We start from the raw sequence: 23973 nt of genomic DNA on the forward strand, positions 1-23973 counted from the left end.
CCCGCCTTCCCGTCCCGGGGAGGCGGGGCCTCCTTCTTGTACCTTCTTGCACGTTCTTGCCGCGATCCCATCGTCTGACGGGAATCGGCCACCCGCGTCGTCCCTACGCTGCCCGGCGTGGGGAGGAAACCTGTGATCGACGGCGTGGCTGGAACATGGGGGGCACCCGCCGTCGGCGAACATCTGAACTGGATCCATGACGTCCTGAGGGGAACGACCCTCCCGAGCCGAAGCCGCGACGAGTTGTGGGCCGGATTTCGGACCGTGCAGAGGCGCGCGGGCGATCCGGAACTGCGCATCGCCGTGTTCGGAGAGGCCTCGAGCGGCAAGAGCACCCTGCTCAACGCCTTTCTGCGGCGCCGACTGCTGCCTTCGTCGGCCCGGGTGACCACCACCGTCACCACGGCGCTGCGGTATCACGACGGTATCGAGGGCCTGCGTCTGAGGACGGCCGACGAGACCGAACTCAGCTGGCCGTCGGCAGCCTTCCACGGCTGGGCAGGCGGCCCGCACACACCGTCGGCGGACACCCTGGAAGCCGTCCTGGATCAGGTCCTCACCACCGAACTGGCGCTACTGGTACGGGACTTGGAGGTACGACCGCCGGTCCGGCCGCTCGGCGAGGGTGTGACGGTACTGGACACCCCGGGTTTCAGCGTGACCGACCCGGGACACCGGGAAATCGCCGAGGCCGCGGTGGGCTCGGCGGATCTGGCGGTGGTGGTCGTGCCCGCCGTCGCGGCGATGTCGATGACCCTGACGGACTTTCTCACCGGACCGCTGCGGAACCATCTCGACCGGTGTGTCTTCGTGCTGACCAAGATCGATCTCATCGACGAGGACGAACGGGACGGCATCGTCGAGTTCGTCGGGGACCGGCTCAGGGCGATGGGCATCGCCGATCCGCTGCTGCTGCCCTGCGCTCCCGGCAAGGCGTTGGAGGAGATCTGCGGGCCCGGCGACGGGTCACGGACCCCGGACCGGCGGAGTCATCTGTCCGGCTTCCGTGCGGTGGAGCAGCGGATCCTGCGGCTGGCCGTGGAGCGGCGGGAGTCCGCCATCGCCGCCACCGTGCTGACCCTGCTCTCCCGGCTGCTGGTGGCCGTGGAGGAGAGCGCCGATGCCCAGCGCGCCGAGTACCGCCGTGCGGAGCGCGGACTGGCCGCCCTGTCCCTGCCGGACTTCCCGGGGTTCCTGGACACCTGGACCCGGCGGGTCCTCGACAAGGTGAAGACCGGGGCGGAGGACACCGCGATGACCGCCGCGGCTGAATCGGAACGCTCCCGGCTGGACGACAAAGTGGTCGCCGCGGTGGCCGATGACAAGATCGACGATCTTCGCGAGGCCGCCTCGGAGGTCTCCCGGATCGTCCGTCTCCATCTGAGGCAGGAGGCCGAGCGGACGGCCCGGGCCGCTGCACGGCGGGCCGGTGAACTGCTGGCCGCCGAAGCCGACGAACTCGCCCGGGACTTCGCGGCACAGTACGGCGCCCTTGCGGGGCTGGCCGGCGAGGCACCTGCCCCGCCCGTGATCCCCGTGACGGACCTGGAGCTGCCCGACCTCGAACTGTCCGGCATCGACCGGGCACTGACCTCGGTCGGCGCCGAACTGACCACCGTCGGCAACTGGCGCACCGGCGGCGGTGCGGCGGCCGGAGCCGTCATCGGCAGCATGATCGCCCCCGGTATCGGCACCGTCATCGGGGGCGCGCTCGGGGCCGCCATGGGCAAGCGCGGCCGGGACACGGCACGGACGCAGTTCCTGCAGAAGGCGCGCCCGCTCATCGCCGCCGCGCACGGCGAACTCGACACGTTGCGCTCCGCCTCGCTGGAGCGCATCTGCCAGGGCCTGAGCGACAGTGTCGCGGCCCTTCGGCAGAAGTACGACGCCGAGTTCAGCGACGAGATCGCCAGGCTCACCCTGGCCAACGAACGCCAGCGGGCCGAGCTGGCCGCAGGCATCGCCGCCGCCGAACGGACCGCGGCCGCCGCCCGGCACCGACGTGAGCAGGTCGCCGTCCTGCGCGGCGGCACATCAGTCGTCTCGCACGCATCCAAGGAGTCATGACCGATGGACACACAGCCCGAGCCCCAGCGCCCGCCCGCCTCAGACCCGCCGACCAGCACCATGACCACCGAAAGCGCTGTGCCCACCGAGAGCGCTGTGCCCACCGAGAGCACCGACCGGCCGGACCCCGGGGACGCCGCAGCCTTCCACGCGCCGCACGTCGCAGACGTCAGCAACGACACGCCCGGCTGGCTGCGGGAGGCGCAGACGCTGGCCGCGGACCACCGGCTGGACCGCATCGGGGCGGACCTGGAGGCGCTGGCCGACGGGCGGGGCCGACGGCTGTTCCGGATCGCCGTGGTGGGTGAGTTCAACCGCGGCAAGTCCACCCTCATCAACCGACTGCTCGGCCGGAATCTGCTGCCGACCGGCTCGTTGCCGATGACCCGGGTTCCGGTGGTGGTCCGGGCGGCCGAGGACGAGGCGCTGACCATCCGGTGGCCGGACGGACGTCGTGAACTGCGCCGGCTCGATGCCGACGGCGCATGGGGCGGCCTGACCGGTACCGGAGTGGAGGAGGGCTCCGGGACGACGACCGGGGAAGCCCCGGAGCCCTCCGTGACCCTCACCGTCGCGGACGACTGGCTGGCCGGGCTGGACGCCGAACTGGTGGACACCCCGGGCGTCAACTTCGGCAACGACGACCAGCTGGAGCAGGTACGCGAGGTCGCCGCCGGATGCGATGCCGTCCTGTTCGTCGTCTCCGCGCTGTCCCCGCTGGGAATCACCGAACGCGGCCTGCTGGAGGAGGAAGTGCTGCGTCGGCACATCCCCTTCGTCACCGTGGTCGTCACCATGCTGGACCTGGTCGACGACGAGGACCGGGCCGAAGCGCTTGAGGATCTCGGGCGACGGCTGTCCGGCCTGCCGAATCTGACCGTGCTGCCCGCCCCGGAACCCGGGGCGGGACGGGCCGAGGTGGCCGCGCTGCACGCACTGGCGGAGGGGTTCGCCCGGCGGGACGGGCGCGCCGTATGGCGGGACCGGAGGATCGCCGCCCAGGTCGCGGACCACTGTGACGCGATGACGGCGATCGCGAGCCGGACGATGGCGATGGACCGGCTCTCCGCGGAGGAAGCCCAGGAGGCCGCGAAGAAGGAGCAGGCGGCGCTGGAGGGCGAGAAACGGCAGTGGGATCAGCTGCACATCGATCTGACCGCGCGGCAGCTCGCCCTCACCACCCGGCTGCGGGAGTACGTGCAAGGCAAACGTGACGGGCTGATCGAACGGCTGCGCTGGGAACTGGACCGGACCGGCGACCCACGCGGCTGGTGGGAGCGCGATCTCCCGTTCCGGCTGCGGCACGAACTGTCCGTCCTGGCAAAGGAGTCCGAGCGTGCCGTACTGCTGCCGGCCCTCACCGCCGACAGCGGCTGGCTGGACGCGGAGGTCGCGGGCCGGCTGCCCGGGGCCGGACCGAGCTGGATCCCCGCCTCGGGCGGGCTGAAGCTGTCGGTCGAACCCGAGATCTCCGGTGAGGTCTCCAGCCTGGCCGGGGTCCGGCTGGCCACCAGGCTGGGCGCGCAGGGCGGGGCCATCGTCGGCTACCTGATCGCCGCCGCCCGTCATGCGCCGCTGCCGATGATCTACGGCGCCGGCTTCAGCCTGGTCGGCGGGCTGCTCGCCGAGGCGTCCATCAGGGCCGCCACCGAGGCCCAGCGCAGTGAGGTGGACGCGCTGCTGGTCCGGGTGGTCGACGAGACGACCACGGCCTTTCAGCGGCAGGCGGTCGAGATGCTCTCCGAGGTCTACGGGGACGTGTTCGAACAACTCCGGCAATCACATCTCGCCTGGCACGACGCCTGGCGGACGGTGGCCGTCGCCGGGACCGGTGGTGACCAGGACTGGGAGTCCCTGGGCCGGTCCGCTGCCGCCCTGGCCGCACGTATCCGGGCCGGGCTCCGGGCCTGACCCGTACCCCGGACTCACCAGCTTCAGCTCCGAACAGAGAGGACGTACGGACCATGAGCACGGAAGAGGGCGGGTACGCCGCCGCGGCGGCACAGCGCCTGCGGCTGACCGGGATCTGCCGCCAACTCGGCAAGATCGCCGAACAGATCGGCGACACCGGAGCGGAGAGCCTGGTGTCCGACATCCTGGACCGAATGGACACCGACGCCTTCTACGTGATGGTGGTCGGCGACTTCAAACGCGGCAAGTCCACGTTCGTCAACGCCCTGCTGGGAGCCCAGGTGCTGCCGGTCAAGGCGGTGCCGGCCACCGCGGTCATCACCGAGGTCAAGTTCGGTGACGCCCCGGCGGCCCAGCTGTGGAAGGAGGACGCCGTCTCCCCGGAGTCCGTCGCCCCCGAGCGGCTCGTCGAGCTCATCACCGTCAACAACAAGGCGCACGACCAGCGCAACCCCTATGTCAAGGCCGAGGTCATCTGGCCGCTGGAGCTGTGCCGCAACAACGTGGTGCTGGTCGACTCGCCCGGCCTCAACGACCACGAGAGCCGCGACGAGATCACCCTCGGCTACCTCCGCAAGGCCGACGCGGTGATCTTCCTCCAGCACGCCATCGCCCCCATGAGCATGGACGAGACACAGTTCCTGAGCTCCTATCTGGAGGCGTACGACCCGTTCTTCGTCTTCACCTACTTCGACGCCATCGACGACCACGAGCGCGGCGAGGTCACGGCGGCCGCCCGCCACCGCATCACCGCTCTGCGCGGGGAGGAGCGCGACGAGGGCCGCTTCTTCTTCGTGGACGGCAAGACGGCGCTGCGCGCCAGGATCGCCGGGGACACCGCCGCCTACGACTCTTCGGGCGTGGCCGCTCTGGAGAGCGCGCTCGAACGCTATCTGGCCACCGAGCGGCACAAGGTCAAGGTTCTCGCCCCGGCCCGTGCCCTGCGTGGTCTCGCCCGTGAACTGGACCGCAACATCCCGCACGAGCTCGCGATGCTCGACTCACGGACCGGAGAGCTGGAGCGCCGCTGGGAGAGTGCCCAGCAGCCGCTGCGCGAACTCCAGGCCCAGGCCCGGCAGATCACCATGGACGTCGACAACCAGACCCGGATGCTCCAGGAACGGGTGGAGAACCTGCTCGGCGGCTTCCTGGCGGCCGTCGCGGACGAGGCCCCGGTCGTCGCCGGCGACGTCCCCCTCACCACCAAGCTCGGTATGAACCCCCTCAAGCTCAAGGAGCGCGTGGAGCAGGTCGCCGGGGAGATCGCCGCCGGCACCGCGAAGAGGATCGAGGAGAAGGTGGCCCAGTGGGTGTCCGGGTCACTGGAACCGGTGATCGTCCAGGATCTGGAGAAGCTCGCCGAGCGGTTGAACGCGGAGCTGGGCTCCTTCGAGGCCCGCCTCGACCAGCTGCGGGTCGACCTCACCGGAGTGACTGGCGCCGCCGCGGCCGGTGAGCGTCAGCAGGAGCCGCCGCTCGCACGATTCCTGGCCGGGGTCGGCGGCTTCGTCCTCGGCGGGGTGGCCGGCGGCATGGTGGGGGCGCAGTTCGGCGTCAAGGAGGCACTGCGCGCGCTGTTGCCGACCATGGCCATCGCCATGGTGTGGCTGTTCACCCCGTTCGGACTGCCCACCCTGATCGCCGGTCTGGTCATCCAGGGCATCGTGCAGAGCAACATGGCGGGTGGCCGGCTGGAGACCAAGATGCGGGAGGCCGTCGGCCGGGAGATGGCCACCCAGATCAGGCTGGAGGCCCCCAAGCAGGCGCGCTCGGCCGCCAAGTCCTTCACCAACGAGACGATGCGGCCTCTCACGGAGTCCATCAACAGCGGGCTGTCCTCCCGTATCGAGGAGCTGACCCGCAGTGTGGCGACGGCCCAGGAGACACGGGAACAGGGTGCCGAGGCCGTCGGCCGGCGCCGCAGCGAACTCGAGCAGCTGGATCAGCAGGTGCGGCGCACCGGCGAGGACCTCGACGATCTGGTGGACGAGCTGGTGAGGTTGTGATGGCCCGGTACCGCAGGCGGCTGTGCCTGGCCGTGGACCTCCGCCACTACAGCCGCCACTCCTACCCCGAGCAGCAGGACGCCCAGTACCGGCTCAGGCTCGTGGTCGAGCATGCGCTGCGCCGGGCCCGTGTCCCGCGGGTCCGTGCGCAGCAGCAGCTCCAGGGAGACGGCCAACTGGTCGTCTTCCCGGCGGGCGTCGACGTGGTGCGGGCCGTCCCGGCGCTGGTTCTCGGGCTGCGCGACGGCCTCTACCAGGCCAACCGGGCGCCCGGCCGCTTCGGCCGGCTCCGGATGCGGGCCGGCCTCGGCCAGGGAGCGATCTCGCGCGCCGACCGGGGTTACCTGGGTGACTGTGTGGTGCTGGTGAACCGGCTGATCGACTCCGCGCCGGTGCGGGACGCGCTCGCGGCCGACACCGAGAGCGACCTGGCGCTCGCCGTCTCGGACGGCATCTACCGGGATGTGATCCTCCCTCAGGCACTCGGGCTGTCCGCCGCCGAGTTCCGCCGTATCGACGTGGTCCTCCAGGAGAAGGACTTCGCCGCAAGGGCCTGGCTGCATGTGCCCAGGTCGGCCCCGGCCAGGGATCTGGGGCCGGAACAGGTGATCTGGGGCCACTCGCCGGGCCGTGCCGCCATGCGGGATTTCGTGGTCCCGGCGCTGGGGGCAGCGCATCTCGCGGCGACCGTGATCTGGAACAGCGGGACGCTGCGGGAATGGGTACTGGCTGGGGGCGGGAGCGGAGAACCGGCGACGCAAGCGGCGACCGCGGCGGATGACGACGAATTCGACGGCCCGGACGACGGGTCCGGGGGGCACCACACGGACCCGCACCCATCGGACCCGCCCGCATCGGACCCGCACCACTCCGACGCGTACGGCCCGGACGACGGGCATCACCCGGACCCGTACCATCCGGACCCGTACCACCCGGATCCCTATCACCCCGATCCGCACCACGCCGACCCTTACCACCCGGCCGCCGGTGACCCGCACGCCGACCCGTTCCACTCACATGACGTGGGCCATCATCACTTCTCAGATTTCCACGACGGCGGGCACTGATCCGGCGATCCTGCTGAGCTCGGACACGTCCCGTACCAGAATCCGCCGGTACCCCGTTTCGATGACCGCCTGCTCGCGCAGGGACCGTAACACCCGGTGCACACTCGGCTCGGAGGCCCCGACCAGCTCGGCCAGTTCGGGTTGTGTGAGGGCCACCCCTATCGCGATGCCGTTCTCCCCCGCCCGGCCGTACACCCGGGCGAGTTCCCCGAGGACGCGGGCCACCCGCGTCACCACCGCGCAGCTGCCGAATTCCTGCCGTCGCCGGGTCGCCCAGCGGAGCTTTCCGGCCACGGCGCGCATCACGGCCTGGGCGGCATCGTCGTAGAGCGCCAGAAAGGCGAGGAATTCCTGGCTGCTGATCCGTTTGGCGACGCCCGCGCCGGACGCCACGACCGTGGCGACACGGGGCTGGGCGTCGAAGCACGCGAGTTCGCCGACTATGTCGCCGCCGGCCCGGACCGCCAGCAGCGCCTCACGGTTGTCCTCCGTCATGGCCAGCACCTTGAACCAGCCGCTCAGCAGCAGGAATACGTGCGAGCCTCTCTCCCCCTCGCGCAGCAGCCGCTCGCCGCCGGTGAAGTGCGTTCGTCGCCCCAGAGTGATCAGGTGGTCGCGTGTCGGTGCCGACAGCTCGCCCAGCAGGCTGGTGGTCGGCCAGGGATTGCTCTCCGGTTTCAGGGCGGATTGGGCAGATGCAGTGCGCGTGGCGCTTGACGCCATGAACGAGCCCCCCTTGAACTGCCGTTCGTTTCAGACATAGCGTCTGAATTCTTATTCTCCGATGCCCACCGCCGCCCTAGCCGCATATTTGCTTATTTGCGCATTTCAATGCAGACGACCCCACCCGGAAGGAAGGGCGGGGTCGTCGTCAGTGCATGGCTCATACATGGCTCCGGATCACGTCAGTCCAGATAGCCCCTCAATTGATCGGCGAATGCATGGTCCCTGAGCTTGTTGAGCGTCTTCGACTCGATCTGTCGGATGCGTTCCCGTGTCACGCCGAAGATGCGACCTATCTCCTCCAGCGTCCGGGGGCGGCCGTCGGCGAGGCCGTAGCGGAGTTGGACGACCTTGCGTTCGCGTTCGCCGAGGGTCGACAGGACCGCTTCGAGGTGTTCGCGCAGGAGCAGGAACGCCGCCGACTCGACCGGCGACGTCGCGTCACCGTCCTCGATCAGGTCGCCGAGGGCGACGTCGTCCTCCTCACCCACGGGCGCGTGCAGCGACACCGGTTCCTGGGCGAGGCGCAGGACCTCGCTGACGCGCTCGGGCGGGAGGTCGAGATGGTCGGCGACCTCGTCCGGCGTCGGTTCGTAGCCACGCTCCTGGAGCATGCGGCGCTGGACGCGGACCACCCGGTTGATCAGCTCGACGACATGGACCGGGACCCGGATGGTGCGGGCCTGGTCGGCGAGGGCGCGCGACATGGCCTGACGGATCCACCAGGTGGCGTACGTCGAGAACTTGTAGCCGCGGGCGTAGTCGAACTTCTCGACGGCCCGGATCAGGCCCAGGTTGCCCTCCTGGACGAGGTCGAGCATGGTCAGGCCGCGCCCGACGTACCGTTTGGCGACCGAGACCACGAGCCGCAGGTTCGCCTCGATGAGCCGCCGCTTGGCCATCCGGCCCATGACGACCAGCCGGTCCAGGTCCAGGGCGAGCTGGCTGTCCAGGTCGGGGGTGCTGCCGAGCTTCTCCTCGGCGAACAGGCCGGCCTCGACACGGCGGGCGAGTTCGACCTCCTCGGCCGCCGTGAGCAGCGGGATGCGGCCGATCTCCCGCAGGTACTGGCGGAACAGGTCCGAGGAGGGACCGCTGTTGTCGGCGCGGGCACGGGCCGGCAGCGGTGTCTCGACCGGCTCGGCGGTCTCGGCGGTGGCCAGCGCCTCGGCCGGCGGCTCCGTCGGCTCGGGCGAGGTATCGGGTTCCGCCTCCGGGTGGTGCACGACACGGTCCTGCGGCGGCACCGCGACGAGAACGTCGGTCTCCGCGTCCGCGGCCGTGCCGTCCGTACCGGTGTCGGTCTGGATGAGGGTCTGGGTCTGCACGGGGGCGACCTCCAGGATGATCGCTGCCGAGGCGTACGGCAGCGCTGCTTCGAGGGCGGAGTCGGCGGCCTCGCCGCTGTCCGTCCCGTACGCGATGAGCGGAACCGCGGGGGTGTGGGACCCGTGGGGAACGGATCGGCCGCGCTCCGAGGACTCAGGCACCGGAACCCAGTGTGGAGTACGACACATCGCCGCCACGAGGGGCGTGCGGTGACTTTTTGCAATCGGGCCGTGACCGCCCGGTTACCCCGTCGTACGGGGAACGGCCGGGACGGTCAGAGCGCTGCCGCGCCGTGCCCGCGCAATGCCTGGTCGTACTGCTGCAGCACCCACAGTTCGTTCTGCACGGAGGCCAGTTGGGCCGGGTCGCCGCCCGCGCCGAGACGGGTGAGCTGGCTCTGTACGTCGCGTACCCGGCGCTCCACCGCGCGACGGCGGACGGTGACGAGCTGCTCGCCGGCGTAGTTCTCGTCGACGGTCCTGCGCATGATCGCCTCGACGGCCAGCTCGGTGACCATCGCGCGGACCTGGTCGTCGGGTGCCGCGTCCCGGACGCGGACCAGGTACTCCTGTGCGTCCTGGATGCCGTACTCCGCGCCGCCCGCGTCCATGATCGCCTGGCGTACGGCGGCGTAGGGGGCGGCGGTGAACTCGTCGACGCCGTACGCGTCGAACGCCGGGGAGACCAACTCGGGCCGCTGGAGGGCGAGTTTGAGCAGCTCGCGTTCGGTGGCGTAGACGGGGTTGCGCAGGGTCAGGGCGGGGCCGGAGGTGCGGGGGGCGGGCGCGGCGTCGTACGGCTGCTGCCCGCCGCGGGACGTGGGCGCCTGGCCCCGGCCGCCGCGCTCGCGCGCCCAGCGCGCCAGCTGGGCCACCCGCTTGACCACGAACTGGGTGTCCAGGATGCCGAGCATGCCGGCGAGCTGGACCGCGACCTCGTGCTGGGCGCCGCTGTTCTTGATGCGGGCGACGATGGGCGCGGCCTCGTCCAGGGCGGCGGCGCGGCCCGCCGGGGTGTCGAGGTCGTAGCGGACGACGATCTGGCGCAGCGCGAACTCGAACAGCGGGGTGCGGGGTTCGACCAGGTCGGCGACGGCCTCGTCGCCCTTGGCGAGGCGCAGTTCGCAGGGGTCCATGCCGTCGGGCGCGATGGCGATGTAGGTCTCCGCCGCGAACTTCTGGTCGTCCTCGAAGGCGCGCAGAGCCGCCTTCTGGCCGGCCGCGTCGCCGTCGAAGGTGAAGATGACGCGGGCCGAGCCGTTGTCCATCAGCAGTCGGCGCAGGATCTTGATGTGGTCGCCGCCGAAGGCGGTGCCGCAGGTCGCGATGGCCGTGGTGACGCCGGCGAGGTGGCAGGCCATGACGTCGGTGTAGCCCTCGACGACGACCGCGCGGGACGCCTTGGCGATGTCCTTCTTGGCGAGGTCGATGCCGTAGAGGACGTGGGACTTCTTGTAGATCGCCGTCTCGGGGGTGTTGAGGTACTTCGGGCCGTTGTCCGCCTCGTACAGCTTGCGGGCGCCGAAGCCGACGACGTCGCCGCCGATGTCGCGGATGGGCCACATGAGGCGGCCCCGGAAGCGGTCGATGGGGCCGCGGCGGCCCTCCTGCGACAGCCCGGACAGCAGGAGCTCCTTGTCGGTGAAGCCCTTGCCGCGCAGATAGCGGGTGAGGTGGTCCCAGCCCTGGGGGCTGTAGCCGACGGAGAAGTGCTGGGCGGCGGACTGGTCGAAGCCGCGCTCGGCGAGGAACTGGCGGCCGGTGTCGGCCTCCGCACCGGTGGCGAGCTGTTCCATGTACCAGTCGGCGGCGATCTTGTGGGCCTCGACCAGGCGGATGCGTTCGCCGCGCTGGTGGGAGGGGTTGTAGCCGCCCTCCTCGTAGCGCAGGGTGATGCCGGCCTGGGCGGCGAGCCGCTCGACGGCCTCCGAGAAGGTGAGGTGGTCGACCTTCATCACGAACGTGATGGTGTCGCCGCCCTCCTGGCAGCCGAAGCAGTGGAAGAACCCCTTGCTGGGGCTGACCTGGAAGGACGGCGACTTCTCGTCGTGGAAGGGGCACAGCCCCTTGAGGTTCCCGCCGCCCGCGTTGCGCAGTTGGAGGTACTCGGACACCACGGCGTCGATCGGGACCGCGTCCCGTACCGCTTTCACGTCCTCGTCGTTGATCCGTCCTGCCACACGGTGATTCTACGGGGCAGAACTGACACTCCTGGGGTGAGCTTGGCGCCCCGCAGGGGCGCGGGGAACTGCGCGACCGGCCACACAGGGCCCGCGCCCGCGAGACGAGCGCAACCCGGCAGACGCCTAGGCGATCAGCCCCTCGAGCGAGACATGGGGATCTGCCAGGGCCTCCGTGTCGACCTGCGCCCTGGAACGAATCATCCGCTGGATCGGCTCTGTGACGTCCCACACGTTCACGTTCATCCCGGCGAGCACCCGGCCGTCCTTCATCCAGAACGCGATGAACTCCCGCTTGCCGGCGTCCCCCCGGATCACGACTTCGTCGTACGACCCGGCGGGCGCCCAGCCGGAGTACTCCATCCCCAGGTCGTACTGGTCGGAGAAGAAGTAGGGCACGCGGTCGTAGGTGACGTCCCGCCCGAGCATCGCCCGTGCCGCCGCCGGTCCGCCGTTGAGCGCGTTGGCCCAGTGCTCCACCCGCAGCCGGGTGTCGAACAGGGCGTGCGGGAAGGACGCCACGTCGCCGGCGGCGTAGATGTCGGGGTCGGAGGTGCGCAGCTGTTCGTTCACCACCACGCCGCGCCCCTGCGCACGGTCGGCGATCTCGAGCCCCGCCGCCTCCGCGAGAGCGATCCGCGGGGCCGCGCCGATCGCGGCCAGGACGTCGTGCGCGGGGTGCTCCTCGCCGTCGTCGGTGCGCGCGGCCAGCACCATGCCGTCCTGGCCGACGATCTCCGTCAGCTGCCGCCCGAAGTGGAACCGCACCCCGTGCTCCCGGTGCAGCTCGGCGAAGAGCCCGCCCAGCTCGGGTCCGAGGACACCGTGCAGCGGCGTCGGCCCGTGCTCGACGACGGTGACCTCGGCTCCGTACTCACGGGCCGCCGCCGCGACCTCCAGGCCGATCCAGCCGGCGCCGGCGATCACGATGTGGCCGTTGTCCCGGCCTAGGGAGGTCAGGACGCCCTTGAGGCGCTCGGCGTGCGCGAGGCGGCGCAGGTGGTGCACGCCGGCCAGATCGGTGCCCGGGATGTCGAGGCGGCGCGGCTCGGCACCGGTGGCCAGCAGGAGCTTGTCGTAGTGGACGACCGTGCCGTCCTCGCCGAACCGCACCGTCTTCGCCGTACGGTCGATGGCGTCGACGGTCTGGCCGAGGTGCAGCTCGATGTCGTTCTGTGCGTACCAGGCGGGCTCGTGCACGAAAACGCTGTCTCGCTCCTCCTTGCCGAGGAGATACCCCTTGGACAGCGGCGGCCGCTCGTACGGGTGGTCGCGCTCGTCGCAGATCAGTATCACCCGCCCGGTGAAGCCCTCCGCGCGGAGTGTCTCGGCCGCCTTGGCGCCAGCGAGCCCTCCTCCGACGATGACGAATGTCTGATCCGCGTCGACCACTTGATGCCTCCTCGTAAGGGTGCCGCCACATGAGCGTCCCGCACGCAGCGTGATGCGGGAAGAGGGGGTGACCCGATCAGGCCACGCAGGGTCACTTTCGAGTGCCCGTTCGCCCCCGGTGTCTCACCTGTCGCACGCGGGTGACGGCACCGGCGCTCACGCCCGCTGGGTGAGCCGGGTGTGCAGAGCGCGCGCCGAGGCGTCCGTGAGGGACGCGATCTGGTCGACGATCACGCGCTTGCGGGCACGCTCGTCACCGGCCGCGTCGAACAGGGCGCGGAACTGCGGGTCCAGTCCCTCCGGCGCGCGGGCGGTGAGCGCCTCGGCCAGTTCGGCGACGACGATCCGCTGGTCGGCACGGAGCCGCTCCTGCTCGGCGCGCTGCATGACGTACCGGTCGGCGACGGCCTTGAGGACCGCGCACTCCATACGGGTCTGACGGGGCACGACGAGCTCGGCGCCGTAGCGGGTGAGCCGGCCGTCGCCGTACGCGGCGCGGGTCGCGCTCTCGGCGGCCAGGCAGAAGCGGCCGATGAGCTGGCTGGTGGCGTCCTTCAGGCGGGCCTGGGCGACGGCGGAGCCGTCGTAGCCGTGCGGCCACCAGGGCGCGTCCTGGAGCCGGTCGAGGGCGGCGGCGAGTTCGTCGGGGTCGGTGTCCTCGGGGACGTAGCGGCCGACGGCCACGGCGAAGACCTCGCGGCGTTCGGGTTCGGCGTGCAGGCAGTTGGGGTCGATGTGGCCGGCGTGCAGGCCGTCCTCGACGTCGTGCACGGAGTACGCCACGTCGTCGGACCAGTCCATGACCTGGGCCTCGAAGGTGGTGCGGGAGCCGGGGGCGTCCTTACGGACCCAGTCGAACACCGGCCGGTCGTCCTCGTAGACGCCGAACTTCGGGGACTTGGGGTCGGCGGGGTGGGCGCCGCGGGGCCAGGGGTACTTGGTGGCGGCGTCGAGGGTGGCGCGGGTGAGGTTGAGGCCGACGGAGCCCTCCGGGGTGAACCGCTTGGGTTCGATGCGGGTGAGGAGTCTCAGGGACTGGGCGTTGCCCTCGAAGCCGCCGCAGTCCTCGGCGAACTCGTTCAGTGCGACTTCGCCGTTGTGGCCGAAGGGGGGGTGGCCGAGGTCGTGGGAGAGGCAGGCGGCTTCCACGAGGTCGGGGTCGCAGCCGAGGGCTGCGCCCAGCTCTCTGCCGACTTGGGCGCACTCCAGGGAGTGGGTGAGGCGGGTGCGGGGGCTGGGGTCCCAGGCCTGGCTGTGCGTGCCCGGCGTGACGACCTGGGTCTTCCCCGCGAGCCTTCTCAGGGCCGCCGAATGGAGTACGCGGGCTCGGTCGCGTTGGAAGGCGGTGCGGCCGGGGCGCTTGTCGGGTTCGGCTGCCCAGCGTTCGACTGCCGACTCGTCGTAGTACATGCACCCGACAGTAAAGGCAGACAGTGACAAACGGGGGGCTGTGTTTCGCCTACTCGTCTGCCGGGATGTGTCGGATTGCGGGTGACGGTGGTGTGTGGCTTGTCGCGCCCACGCGGCGGAGCCGCACATCGATGCAGCCCCGCGCCCCTGGAGGCACGTACGCTCCCCCGGCGTTCTATGCCGACGCCAGTTCCACCGTTGTCGTGACCGGCGTTGTCACCGTTCTGTCGTAGCGGTGCAGGAGCAGGCGGGCCATGGCCGGGTGGGTGCCCAGGGGGGCCGACGCTATCCATGGGGCCTTCTCCGCGCACTCCGTCGCGAAGCGGCCCGGGGCGGTGAAGTACGAGGCGATCGCCACCCTGGTGCGGCCCCGGGTCGCCAGCGCGGCCAGCGCGTCCGGGACCGTCGGAGCTGCCGTCGTCGCATAGGCCGGGATCACCGGGACGCCCAGGCGGTTGGCCAGGAGGTGGGCCGTGCGGGAGGTGTCGAGTTCGGAGTCGGGGTCGCGGGAGCCCGCCGCTGCCAGGATCACCGCGCTCTCCCGACGCGTCCGTTCGTCCATACGGGTGCGCCAGCCCGCCTCCACGAGGCGGGCGGTCAGAGCCTCCACCAGCAAGGGGTGCGGGCCGAGCGCGCCGGCCACGCGCGCGCGTACCGGTGACTCGGCGGCCATCTCGGGGATGTCCCGCTTGATGTGGTAGCCGCGGCCGAGGAGGAGGGGGACGAGGATCGCCTCGCGTTCGCCGAGGGCGGCGAGGGTGTCGGGGAGCAGGGGCTCGTTCAGCTCGATGTGGCCGAGGTGGACCGGCAGGCCGGGGCGCAGCGCGCGGACCTGGTCGAGGAGCGCGCGGACGGTGCTCAGGGCGCGCGGGTCGCGGCTGCCGTGGGCCACGACGACGAGCGCGGGCGGCCGGCGGCGCCGGCTGCCGTCGAGCGAGACGAGGCTGAGCTGGCTGGCGAGCTGGCTGCTGATCCGGTTCATGAGGTGCGCCGTACTGTCGAGGTGGGCCGTCGTGGACTCGTCGTGAAGGTGGTTCGACGCCGTCATGAACCGATGGTGGCGGCGGGACGTTGCCGTCCCGTTTCGCAGGAATGACGGGTTCTTACACCGGGTTCACGGTGCGGTACCCGGGTGGTGTGAGGCGGGGCTACCTGCGGTTTCATCGGCCGGAGTGAAGCTGCTCACGCTGTGGTGAGTGAACCGCGGCGGCCGGCGGGACGTCCCTGAAGGTCGAGGACAGGCCGTGTGCCGACCGGGGAGGGACCGTCCGATGCGCCGACCGAAGCTGGGCCGACCGAGACTTCCGCGTACCCGCGCCGGGCAGCGGCGGCTGGTGCAGGCCGTGATGGCCGGATGTGTACTGGCGCTGCTTCCGGCCACCTGGATGTACGTCGTCACCGGCGACCGGTTGCGCACCACGGCGGATGTGCCGCGCACCGACGTGGCGGTCGTCTTCGGCGCCGGGCTGTGGGACGGCGAGCCCTCCCCCTATCTCGCCCACCGGCTGGACGCGGCCGCCGAGTTGTACCGCGCGGGGCGGATCAAGGTGGTCCTGGTCACCGGGGACAACAGCCGCGAGGACTATGACGAACCCGACGCCATGCGCACGTATCTGACCCGGCACGGTGTGCCCGACGCACACATCGTCAGCGACTACGCGGGCTTCGACACCTGGGACTCCTGCGTCCGCGCCAGGAAGATCTTCGGCGTGGACGAGGCGGTGCTGATCAGCCAGGGCTTCCACATCCGGCGGGCGGTCGCGCTGTGCGAGGAGGCGGGGGTGGCGTCGTACGGCGTCGGGGTGCAGGACAAGCACGACGTCACCTGGTACTACGGCGGCACCCGGGAGATCCTCGCGGCCGGCAAGGCGGCGCTGGACGCCGTCTTCGAGCCGGACCCGCACTTCCTCGGCCGACGGGAACCGGGGGTCGCGAAAGCGCTGGCCGGGCAGCGGTAGCGGCGCCCGGAACGGGTGCACCATGCTCTCGCGCGCAGGTTTTGACGCGCGCACGCCAGCCAACCGCGTGAATCCCCCCGGCGAGAGCTTTCCGTAGTCATTCGGTTACTCATAGCGTCCGTCCCAGTGCGGCGGCGGATCGGACCGCCGCCGCGTCTGGGGGAAAGGACATCTGATGACTCGTCTTCGCTCTCTGTTCGCCACGGCCGCGGCGGTCGCACTGATCACCGGTGCGGCAGCCGCGGGGACCGCCTCCGCGGCCGAGGCAGGACAGCCGAGGGAGCCGGGCTGCGCCCACCTCGTCGGCTCCGGTCCCGGCTGGGCGGACATCTACAACGAGTGCGGGTACACCATCTTCGCCAGCGTCGAGGTCGACGGTTTCGACCCGTCGTGCATCCAGATCGGTCCGGGCGCGATCGGGACGATCGGCCTGGAACCCGGCGACGTCCCGTACTACGCGTACGAGTGCTGACCGAGGGCGTCCTCTGACCAAGGACGATCCCTGAAACGGGGGGGAGCGGGGCCATGGGCCCGGCTCCCGCCCTCCTTGATGTCCGGGCGCCTCACCGCGACCGGGCGGCGGCGGGGAGGTCACCGTCCCGGCCGCGTAACAGGGGGCCGCCGTGCGCGTAACACGTCGGAAGCACGCTGAACGGTATGCCGAACTCCGCGACGCCCACCCACTGCCCGTACTGCGCCCTGCAGTGCGGAATGAACCTCACGCCCCAGCAGGACGGGGGTGTCGCGGTGGTCGAACGCCCGGACTTCCCGGTGAACCGGGGAGCGCTGTGCGGGAAAGGCCGTACGGCTCCCGCGGTGCTCGCGTCGAGCGTCCGTCTGACCTCGCCGCTGGTGCGGTCGGGCGGCGCGCTCGTGCCGGCCACGTGGGACGAGGCGCTCGACCGCGTCGCCGAGGGCCTCGGTCGCACGCGTGCGGAACATGGCCCGGACGCGTGCGGGGTCTTCGGCGGGGGCGGTCTGACGAACGAGAAGGCGTACAGCCTCGGCAAGTTCGCGCGGATCGTGCTCGGCACCTCACAGATCGACTACAACGGCCGCTTCTGCATGTCGTCGGCGGCCGCGGCCGGGATGAAGGCGTTCGGCCTGGACCGGGGGCTGCCGTTCCCGCTGGAGGACATCCCGAGGACGGGCTGTGTCATCCTCGTCGGCTCCAACCTCGCGGAGACGATGCCGCCCTCGCTGCGCTTCTTCAACGAGTTGAAGGAGAACGGCGGCACTCTCGTCGTCGTCGACCCGCGCCGCACCAGGACCGCCGAGCAGGCCGACCTGCACCTCGCACCCCGCCCGGGGACGGACCTCGCACTCGCCCTGGGGCTGCTGCACCTGGTCGTCGCCGAGGGGCGGGTCGACGAGGAGTACGTCGCGGAGCGCACGGCCGGCTGGGAGGACGCGCGGGCCGCCGCGATGGCGCACTGGCCGGAGTACGTGGAGCGGATCACCGGCGTGCCCGTGCCCCAACTCCGGGAGGCCGTACGGCTGTTCTGCGAGCCGGAGCACGCGATGGTGCTGACCGCGCGCGGGCCCGAGCAGCAGTCCAAGGGCACGGACACCGTGGGCGCCTGGATCAACCTGTGCCTGGCGACGGGGCGGGCGGGCCGGCCGCTGTCCGGATACGGCTGCCTCACCGGGCAGGGCAACGGGCAGGGCGGGCGCGAGCACGGTCAGAAGGCCGACCAGTTGCCCGGCTACCGCAAGCTGGACGACCCGGCGGCGCGCCGCCATGTCGCCGAGGTGTGGGGCGTGGACCCGGACAGCCTGCCCGGCCCTGGACGCAGCGCGTACGAACTGCTGGACGCGCTCGGCACCGACATCAGGTCGCTGCTGCTGATGGGCTCCAACCCGGTGGTGTCGGCGCCGCGTGCCGCGCACATCGAGGAGCGCATCAAGTCCCTTGATTTCCTCGCCGTGTGCGACGTGGTGCTGTCGGAGACGGCCGAGCTCGCGGATGTCGTCCTGCCGGTCACGCAGTGGGCGGAGGAGACGGGCACGACGACGAACCTGGAGGGCCGGGTCCTGCTGCGCCGCCGGGCGATCACCCCGCCGCCGGGCGTGCGCAGCGACCTGGAGGTCATGCACGAGCTGGCCGCGCGGCTCGGCGGGGAGAGGGGCCTGGAGAAGGGCTTCCCGACGGACGCCGAGGAGGTCTTCGCGGAGCTGCGGCGGGCCAGCGCGGGCGGGCCGGCCGACTACTCGGGGATCACGTATCGGAGGCTGGCGGAGGAGAACGGGGTGTTCTGGCCGTGTCCGGCGGCGACGGGGACGGCCGACGACACCGCCGGGGACTGCGAGGACGCCTCGCTGGACGCGGAGCCCGACGACCCGGCACAGGACCACGACACCGTCGCGGCACCGCACCCCGGCACCCCCCGTCTCTTCCTCGACCGCTTCGCCACACCGGACGGACGGGCGAGGTTCGCCCCCGTCTCGCACCGGGCGGCCGCCGAGGAACCCGACGCCGAGTATCCGGTTCTCCTCACCACCGGGCGGGTCGTGGCCCAGTACCAGTCCGGCGCCCAGACCCGCCGCGTCGACGAGCTGAACGCCGCCGCGCCGGGCCCGTTCGTGGAGCTGCACCCCCGCCTCGCGGCGCGGCTCGGGGCGGCCGAGGGCGATCCGGTGGCCGTGGTCTCCCGCCGGGGCCGCGCGGTGGCACCCGCCCGGATCACGACCGGCATCCGCCCCGACACCGTCTTCATGCCCTTCCACTGGCCCGGCGAGGGCCGCGCCAACACCCTGACCAACCCGGCACTGGACCCGACGTCACGCATGCCGGAGTTCAAGACGTGCGCGGTGCGGGTGGAACCGGTGCAGTCATAACGGACCGGACCCCAACGCCCTGAAGGGCGGGTCGTGGCGGTACGTCACAGCGGACGGGGCCCCAACGCCCTGAAGGGGCGCGGGTCTGTATCGATATGCGGCTCCGCCGCGTGGGCGCGACCGGCCACGACGGCGCCGCAGCCGGACAACGACCGATCGCGGCACCCACAGTGGACCTCAACGCCGTCCCCAGTCCCCGCTCTCGATCACCGGCCCCCTCGCCCGCAACCGGGCGGCAACGGCCGGTGCGGCCACATACACCCACGCCCGCACAGCCGTTCCGTCGACATCGCGCAGCACCTCGCGGGCAACCCGCTCGTACAGGTTCCGCGCGTCACCCGGCGCGTACTCCTCCAGCAGATCGAGGGCGGTCAGCAGCGCGCCGTACTCCTCGGGCCGGGCCGTGACCAGATCGCCGTACACGACACCGCCCCCGCCCACCTCCTCGACGACATACGGATACCCCGGCCCGTCGTACAGCACCGCCCCCTCCATCCGCGCCGGTTCCTCCGCGCGGACGCGCCCCCGCAGGAAGTGGTCGTGGTTGGGCTCCCCGGGTCGCAGAGTGCCGTAGACGAAGAACGGGAGTCGAGGAGAGAGGGTCACGGAAACGATTCTCTCCTCTCACACACCTCCACGTATTCACCCTGGCCACGGCCGGTTCACGCCCCCTTGAATCTGGGTCAGCTCCCGAGCATCCGCCCAGTTCAAGGAGACCGATGAGCCGAATACGGCCGCACATCCGACGTTCCCGACTGGCCACCGCGGGCACCGCGGCCGCCGTCGCCGGCCTGCTGGCCGCCGTCCTCACCCCCACCGCCGGCGCGGACGAACCGCCCAGCAGGGCCGACGCCGTGGAGAACGCGGCCTCGGTCCTCCCCGACGTCGCGGGGAGTCTGGGGCTGACGGCCGCGCAGGACACCCGCGTCCGGGACGTGGTGGTGGACTCGGACGGAACCCAGCATGTCCGCTACGACCGGACATATCACCGACTCCCCGTTCTCGGGGGCGACTTCGTCGTGCATCTGAAGAAGGACGGCACCTACCGCGGTGCCTCCCGTGCGGTCGGGCGCGCGATCTCCCTGAAGAGCGTGTCCCCCAAGGTCTCCGGGCCCCGGGCCGCCGACCTCGCCGCGAGCGCGCTGCGTGCGGTGAACGTCGGCGAGATCCTCAAGAAGCTCACGTCCAGGCCCGAGCTGGTGGTCGACGCCCTGCACGGCGCGCCGAAGCTGGCCTGGCGGACCGACGCGGTCGCGCAGGACTCCCTCGGCAACCCGGTCGCGCGGACCGTGCTGACCGACGCCGCCACGGGTGCGCAGATCGACGCCTGGGACAGCATCGAGACGGCGTCCGGTGACGGCAAGTCGCTGTACGCGGGCACGGTGCCGTTGGAGACGACGGCGTCGGGTGCGGCCTACCAGCTCAAGGACGCGACGCGCGGCGGCACTTACACGGGTGACGCGGCGAACAAGACCGACCTGTGCATCCTGACCGTCTGCCTCAACCGCGCGCCCGCGACGGTCTTCACCGACGCCGACAACCACTGGGGTACCGGGACTTCGGCCGACCGTTCCACGGCCGCGGTGGACGCGCAGTACGGCACGGACACGACGTGGGACTACTACCGGGACGTCCACGGCCGCAACGGCATCGCGGGCGACGGCAAGGGCTCGTTCAACCGGGTGCACTACGGCAACGCCTACAACAACGCGTTCTGGGACGACAGTTGCTTCTGCATGACGTACGGCGACGGTGACGGCACCCAGCTCGGTCCGCTGGTGTCGCTGGACGTCGCCGGGCACGAGATGTCGCACGGCGTGACGTCGAAGACGGCGGCGCTGACGTACTCGGGCGAGTCCGGCGGGCTGAACGAGGCGACGTCCGACATCTTCGGGTCGCTGGTGGAGTTCCACGCGGGCAACTCCTCGGACCCCGGGGACTATCTGATCGGTGAGAAGGTCGTCCGGTCGGGGCTCGGGCGCGGCGCCCTGCGGTACATGGACAAGCCGTCGCGGGACGGCGTCTCGGTGGACTGCTGGAGCACGTCGACCGCGCAGCTCGATGTGCACTACTCGTCGGGGGTCGGCAACCACTTCGCGTATCTGCTGGCCGAGGGCAGCGGTGCGAAGACGATCAACGGGGTGAGCTACAACTCCCCCACCTGTGACGGCTCTTCGGTGAGCGGGATCGGGCGGGCCAAGCTCGGGAAGATCTGGTACCGGGCGCTGACCGTCTACATGACGTCCTCGACGAAGTACGCGGGGGCGCGGACGGCCACGCTGAGCGCGGCGCGGGATCTGTATGGCGCCGGGAGCGCGGAGGAGCGTGCGGTGGCCGCGGCCTGGAGTGCGGTGAAGGTGGGCTGACCGACGGGGCAGGGATCGGGTGGTGGGCCTGCGTGGCCGGGTGCGGGTCATCCGTGGCTGGTCGCGCAGTTCCCCGCGCCCCTGGGTGGGCAGCGTCCTGCCCAGCCGGGATGGAACCGTGAGTCGTCGCCCGCCTCCGTCACCCGTTCACACCCCCGCGTCCCGCCCAACCGATTCTCTTCCACGGCGCCTCCGACCCGCCCCTCTGACCTGCTGAAACGGCGGTCTGCACGCTCCCTCCCGGCGCCCGTTCACCCCGCTCGCGGTGTTCTCTCGGCAGGCGCGCCCGTCGCATCGGCCGTTTCCTCGTAGGGCAGGGCTCGGCCGAGACGGCGGCACATGGGGGTGTCGCGGGCCGTGGGTCCGTTGCGCTCGGAGGAGCATCGATGCGTCGTACCGCCCGTCTGCTGACCGGGACCGCACTGGCCGTCGGCGCCCTGGCGACAGTCGTCGCGCCCGTGTACGGCGCCGACGCCGACCGTCTGGAGCTGCGTCCGGCCTCGGTCGATCCGGGCGAGCGGGTCACGGTGGACACGTCCGCGTGCCGGGACGGCGGCGCGGCGGGCGACGCGAGCGCGGTCGGCGCCGGTTCGTTCGCGCTGGCACCGCACAAGGGCAAGGCGACCGGACGGTTCCGGGTGCCGCCGAGCGCGCAGCCGGGGACGTACGAGATCGTCGCGACCTGCGCCGCCGGCGGCAAGCGGGTCGCGGGCGACCTGGTGGTCACGCTGACGTCGGCGAGCGGGCAGCAGGCGCATCCGAGAGGAAGTGTGAAGACGGGGGTCGGCGGCGCTCTTGACCGCGATCCCGTGCAGACCGCGGCCGGCGTGGCGGCTCTCGCCGTCGCCGCCGCGGGCGGTACCTGGCTCCTGCATCGCCGGGCGAGAGGCGACGGGATCTGACGGGCACCCTCCGCTGTCCGTCCGCCGGTACCGCACGTCCCCTCCCCCTCCGGGTCCGATGCCCCTCGCGGCCCGGAGGGGGAACGGGGGCCCGAGGAGAGTCCCAGGAGGCTCGCGTGCGCAGTCGATGGAGCGTCGGTGACACCGCGATAGCCACCGTGACCGTCCTGGCCGTGTGCTGCGGCGCCTGGCTGCTGCACAACGGCGGCGCGTCGCACGCCCCGCCGCAACCGTCGGCGGCGCAGGCCGGGGCCGCCTCGCCGGGCACCGAGAGCGGCGACCCCCGCGCCGGCCCGCGGGACCCGCTGCACGCCGCCGCCCTCGCGCTCGCGCCCTCCCCGCCCGACCGCATACGCATACCGTCGATCCGCGTCGACGCCCCCGTCATGGGCCTCGGTCTGACGAAGGCCGGCAGCCTCGACGTCCCGCCCGCCGGGCGCGAGAACCTCGCCGGCTGGTACGAGGCCGGCACCACGCCCGGCGAGACGGGCACCGCGATCGTCGCCGGCCATGTCGACAACGCCGACGGGCCCGCCGTCTTCTACCGCCTCGGCGCCCTGCGCAAGGGCAGCACGATCGAGGTGGACCGCCGCGACGGCGGCACCGCCCTGTTCTCGGTCGACGCCGTAGAGGTGTACGACGCGAAGGCCTTCCCCGACGAGAAGGTGTACGGCGCCGCGGCCCGCCCCGAACTGCGGGTGATCACCTGCGGCGGCGGCTACTCACGGACGACCGGGTACCGGGGCAATGTCGTCGTCTTCGCGCATCTGACCGGCAGCCGCTGAACGCTCCTCGGGAGCGTCGGCCTCCACTCCCGCAGCTGGGCGGCGAGCACTTCCTCGGCACCGGCGCCATGGGCACCGCCCTGCGCATTCCCAAGGGACGTCCAGCGCACGCCCTGCTTTCAGGGGCGCGGGGAACTGCGCGAGCAACCACGAACCACCCGCACCCGCCAAACGCACCGAGGGCGGCACCCCCTGTCGCGACAAGGCCCGCTGCCTAGGCCAGCCACTGCTCGTAGGCGAGCTTCACCACCAGGGAGAACACCACCGTCAGCAGGACGATCCGGACGAATCCGCTGCCCTTCTTCAGTGCCGTGTGGGCTCCCAGGGTGCCGCCCGCGAGGTTGAACACGGCCATCACCGCGGCCAGTTGCCACAGCACGGTGCCCTGCCAGGCGAAGGTGGCGAGCGCGCCGGCGTTGGTGCAGCAGTTGACGATCTTCGCGGTGGCGGAGGCGGTGACGAGGTCGAGGTGGAGCACGGCGGTGAGGGCGAGGACGAGGAACGTCCCGGTGCCGGGGCCGATCAGGCCGTCGTAGAAGCCGATGCCCAGGCCCGCGAGGCCGATCGCCGCGAGGATCCGGCGGGGTGAGGCCGGGCCGGTCGCCGGGGCGGTGCCGAAGGCGGGTCGCAGGATCACGAAGGCGGCCACGCCCAGCAGCACCACCATGATCACGGGCTTGAGCACCTCGGTGCTCATCCCGGCCGCGAAGAAGGCGCCCCCGGAGGAGCCCGCGAGCGCGGCGAGGCCGATGCGCACGGCGAGGCGTACGTCCACCGGTGCCTTGCGGGAGTACGTCACCGCGGCGCCCGTCGTGCCGACGATGGCGACCGCCTTGTTGGTGCCGAGCGCGTAGGCGGCCGGGGTGCTCGCGGGCAGGCCGAGCAGCAGGGCGGGGAGCAGCAGCAGTCCTCCGCCGCCGACCACGGCGTCGATCCAGCCGGCCGCGAGGGCCGCGAGGCACAGGACGACGACCGTGGTCAGGGATATGTCGGGCATGATCGCGACCCTAGGCGGCGGTTCTATGCACAGTCCATGTACC

Annotated in this window: 18 protein-coding genes; 10 read left to right on the plus strand and 8 right to left on the minus strand. The window is 71.6% G+C overall.

Annotated elements, in window-relative coordinates; translation table 11 throughout:
* Nucleotides 1-264: 264 nt before the first annotated feature.
* From ACFPQ9_RS23865 to ACFPQ9_RS23880, 4 genes are read left to right on the plus strand one after another with little or no spacing between them, the layout of a single operon-like run.
* A complete protein-coding gene (locus ACFPQ9_RS23865) occupies nt 265-2067 on the plus strand; it encodes a dynamin family protein (protein ID WP_380856706.1) in 1803 nt (600 codons plus the stop codon).
* 3 nt (nt 2068-2070) lie between these two features.
* Nucleotides 2071-3978, plus strand: coding sequence for a dynamin family protein (locus ACFPQ9_RS23870; protein WP_380856709.1), 1908 nt, complete (start codon nt 2071-2073; stop codon nt 3976-3978).
* A 53-nt stretch (nt 3979-4031) separates the two neighbouring features.
* Complete coding sequence (locus ACFPQ9_RS23875; RefSeq protein ID WP_380856712.1) at nt 4032-5984, plus strand: dynamin family protein; 1953 nt, start codon at nt 4032-4034, stop codon at nt 5982-5984.
* Nucleotides 5984-7051: a hypothetical protein gene (locus tag ACFPQ9_RS23880; protein ID WP_380856715.1), complete on the plus strand. Its 1068-nt coding sequence runs from the start codon at nt 5984-5986 to the stop codon at nt 7049-7051. The genes ACFPQ9_RS23875 and ACFPQ9_RS23880 overlap by 1 nt, the downstream gene beginning before the upstream one ends.
* Here ACFPQ9_RS23880 and ACFPQ9_RS23885 read toward each other — a convergent pair.
* From ACFPQ9_RS23885 to ACFPQ9_RS23910, 6 genes are all read right to left on the minus strand, one after another.
* Nucleotides 7025-7774, minus strand: coding sequence for a Crp/Fnr family transcriptional regulator (locus tag ACFPQ9_RS23885; protein WP_380856717.1), 750 nt, complete (start codon nt 7772-7774; stop codon nt 7025-7027). The genes ACFPQ9_RS23880 and ACFPQ9_RS23885 overlap by 27 nt on opposite strands.
* 182 nt (nt 7775-7956) lie before the next feature.
* Entirely contained in the window at nt 7957-9264 is a 1308-nt protein-coding gene (locus ACFPQ9_RS23890; RefSeq protein ID WP_380856719.1) for an RNA polymerase sigma factor, read from the minus strand.
* A gap of 113 nt (nt 9265-9377) precedes the next feature.
* Nucleotides 9378-11282 carry a DNA primase gene (gene dnaG, locus ACFPQ9_RS23895; protein ID WP_380856721.1) on the minus strand — a complete coding sequence of 635 codons (1905 nt, stop codon included), beginning with the start codon at nt 11280-11282 and terminating at the stop codon, nt 9378-9380.
* Nucleotides 11283-11408: 126 nt separating this feature from the next.
* Complete coding sequence (locus tag ACFPQ9_RS23900) at nt 11409-12674, minus strand: NAD(P)/FAD-dependent oxidoreductase (RefSeq protein ID WP_380856723.1); 1266 nt, start codon at nt 12672-12674, stop codon at nt 11409-11411.
* A gap of 156 nt (nt 12675-12830) precedes the next feature.
* On the minus strand, nt 12831-14084 hold the full coding sequence (locus ACFPQ9_RS23905) for a deoxyguanosinetriphosphate triphosphohydrolase (protein WP_380856725.1): 1254 nt from the start codon (nt 14082-14084) through the stop codon (nt 12831-12833).
* 175 nt (nt 14085-14259) lie between these two features.
* Entirely contained in the window at nt 14260-15132 is an 873-nt protein-coding gene (locus ACFPQ9_RS23910) for a sirohydrochlorin chelatase (RefSeq protein ID WP_380856728.1), read from the minus strand.
* Between the two features lie 223 nt (nt 15133-15355).
* Here ACFPQ9_RS23910 and ACFPQ9_RS23915 point away from each other — a divergent pair, with 223 nt between their 5' ends.
* The 3 genes from ACFPQ9_RS23915 (at nt 15356) to ACFPQ9_RS23925 (ending at nt 18880) form a co-directional block, all read left to right on the plus strand.
* Nucleotides 15356-16042, plus strand: a complete 687-nt coding sequence (locus tag ACFPQ9_RS23915; RefSeq protein WP_380856731.1) for a SanA/YdcF family protein — start codon at nt 15356-15358, stop codon at nt 16040-16042.
* 175 nt (nt 16043-16217) lie between these two features.
* Complete coding sequence (locus ACFPQ9_RS23920) at nt 16218-16514, plus strand: hypothetical protein (RefSeq protein ID WP_380856734.1); 297 nt, start codon at nt 16218-16220, stop codon at nt 16512-16514.
* Between the two features lie 185 nt (nt 16515-16699).
* Complete coding sequence (locus tag ACFPQ9_RS23925; RefSeq protein WP_380856737.1) at nt 16700-18880, plus strand: molybdopterin oxidoreductase family protein; 2181 nt, start codon at nt 16700-16702, stop codon at nt 18878-18880.
* 177 nt (nt 18881-19057) lie between these two features.
* Here the strand turns inward: ACFPQ9_RS23925 and ACFPQ9_RS23930 are convergent, their stop codons facing one another.
* Nucleotides 19058-19486, minus strand: coding sequence for a gamma-glutamylcyclotransferase family protein (locus tag ACFPQ9_RS23930; protein WP_380856740.1), 429 nt, complete (start codon nt 19484-19486; stop codon nt 19058-19060).
* A gap of 113 nt (nt 19487-19599) precedes the next feature.
* On the opposite strand from ACFPQ9_RS23930, the gene ACFPQ9_RS23935 reads away from it, so the two are divergent.
* The 3 genes from ACFPQ9_RS23935 to ACFPQ9_RS23945 all read left to right on the plus strand — a co-directional run bounded on the left by ACFPQ9_RS23935 (nt 19600) and on the right by ACFPQ9_RS23945 (nt 22933).
* On the plus strand, nt 19600-21246 hold the full coding sequence (locus tag ACFPQ9_RS23935; RefSeq protein WP_380856743.1) for a M4 family metallopeptidase: 1647 nt from the start codon (nt 19600-19602) through the stop codon (nt 21244-21246).
* Nucleotides 21247-21632: 386 nt separating this feature from the next.
* Entirely contained in the window at nt 21633-22148 is a 516-nt protein-coding gene (locus tag ACFPQ9_RS23940; RefSeq protein ID WP_380856746.1) for a hypothetical protein, read from the plus strand.
* A 116-nt stretch (nt 22149-22264) separates the two neighbouring features.
* Nucleotides 22265-22933: a class F sortase gene (locus tag ACFPQ9_RS23945; protein ID WP_380856749.1), complete on the plus strand. Its 669-nt coding sequence runs from the start codon at nt 22265-22267 to the stop codon at nt 22931-22933.
* 214 nt (nt 22934-23147) lie between these two features.
* Here the strand turns inward: ACFPQ9_RS23945 and ACFPQ9_RS23950 are convergent, their stop codons facing one another.
* Nucleotides 23148-23930, minus strand: coding sequence for a sulfite exporter TauE/SafE family protein (locus ACFPQ9_RS23950; protein WP_380856752.1), 783 nt, complete (start codon nt 23928-23930; stop codon nt 23148-23150).
* Nucleotides 23931-23973: the final 43 nt, after the last annotated feature.

Origin of the sequence: Streptomyces coerulescens (assembly GCF_042657965.1) — a bacterium.
Taxonomy (GTDB): domain Bacteria; phylum Actinomycetota; class Actinomycetes; order Streptomycetales; family Streptomycetaceae; genus Streptomyces; species Streptomyces coerulescens.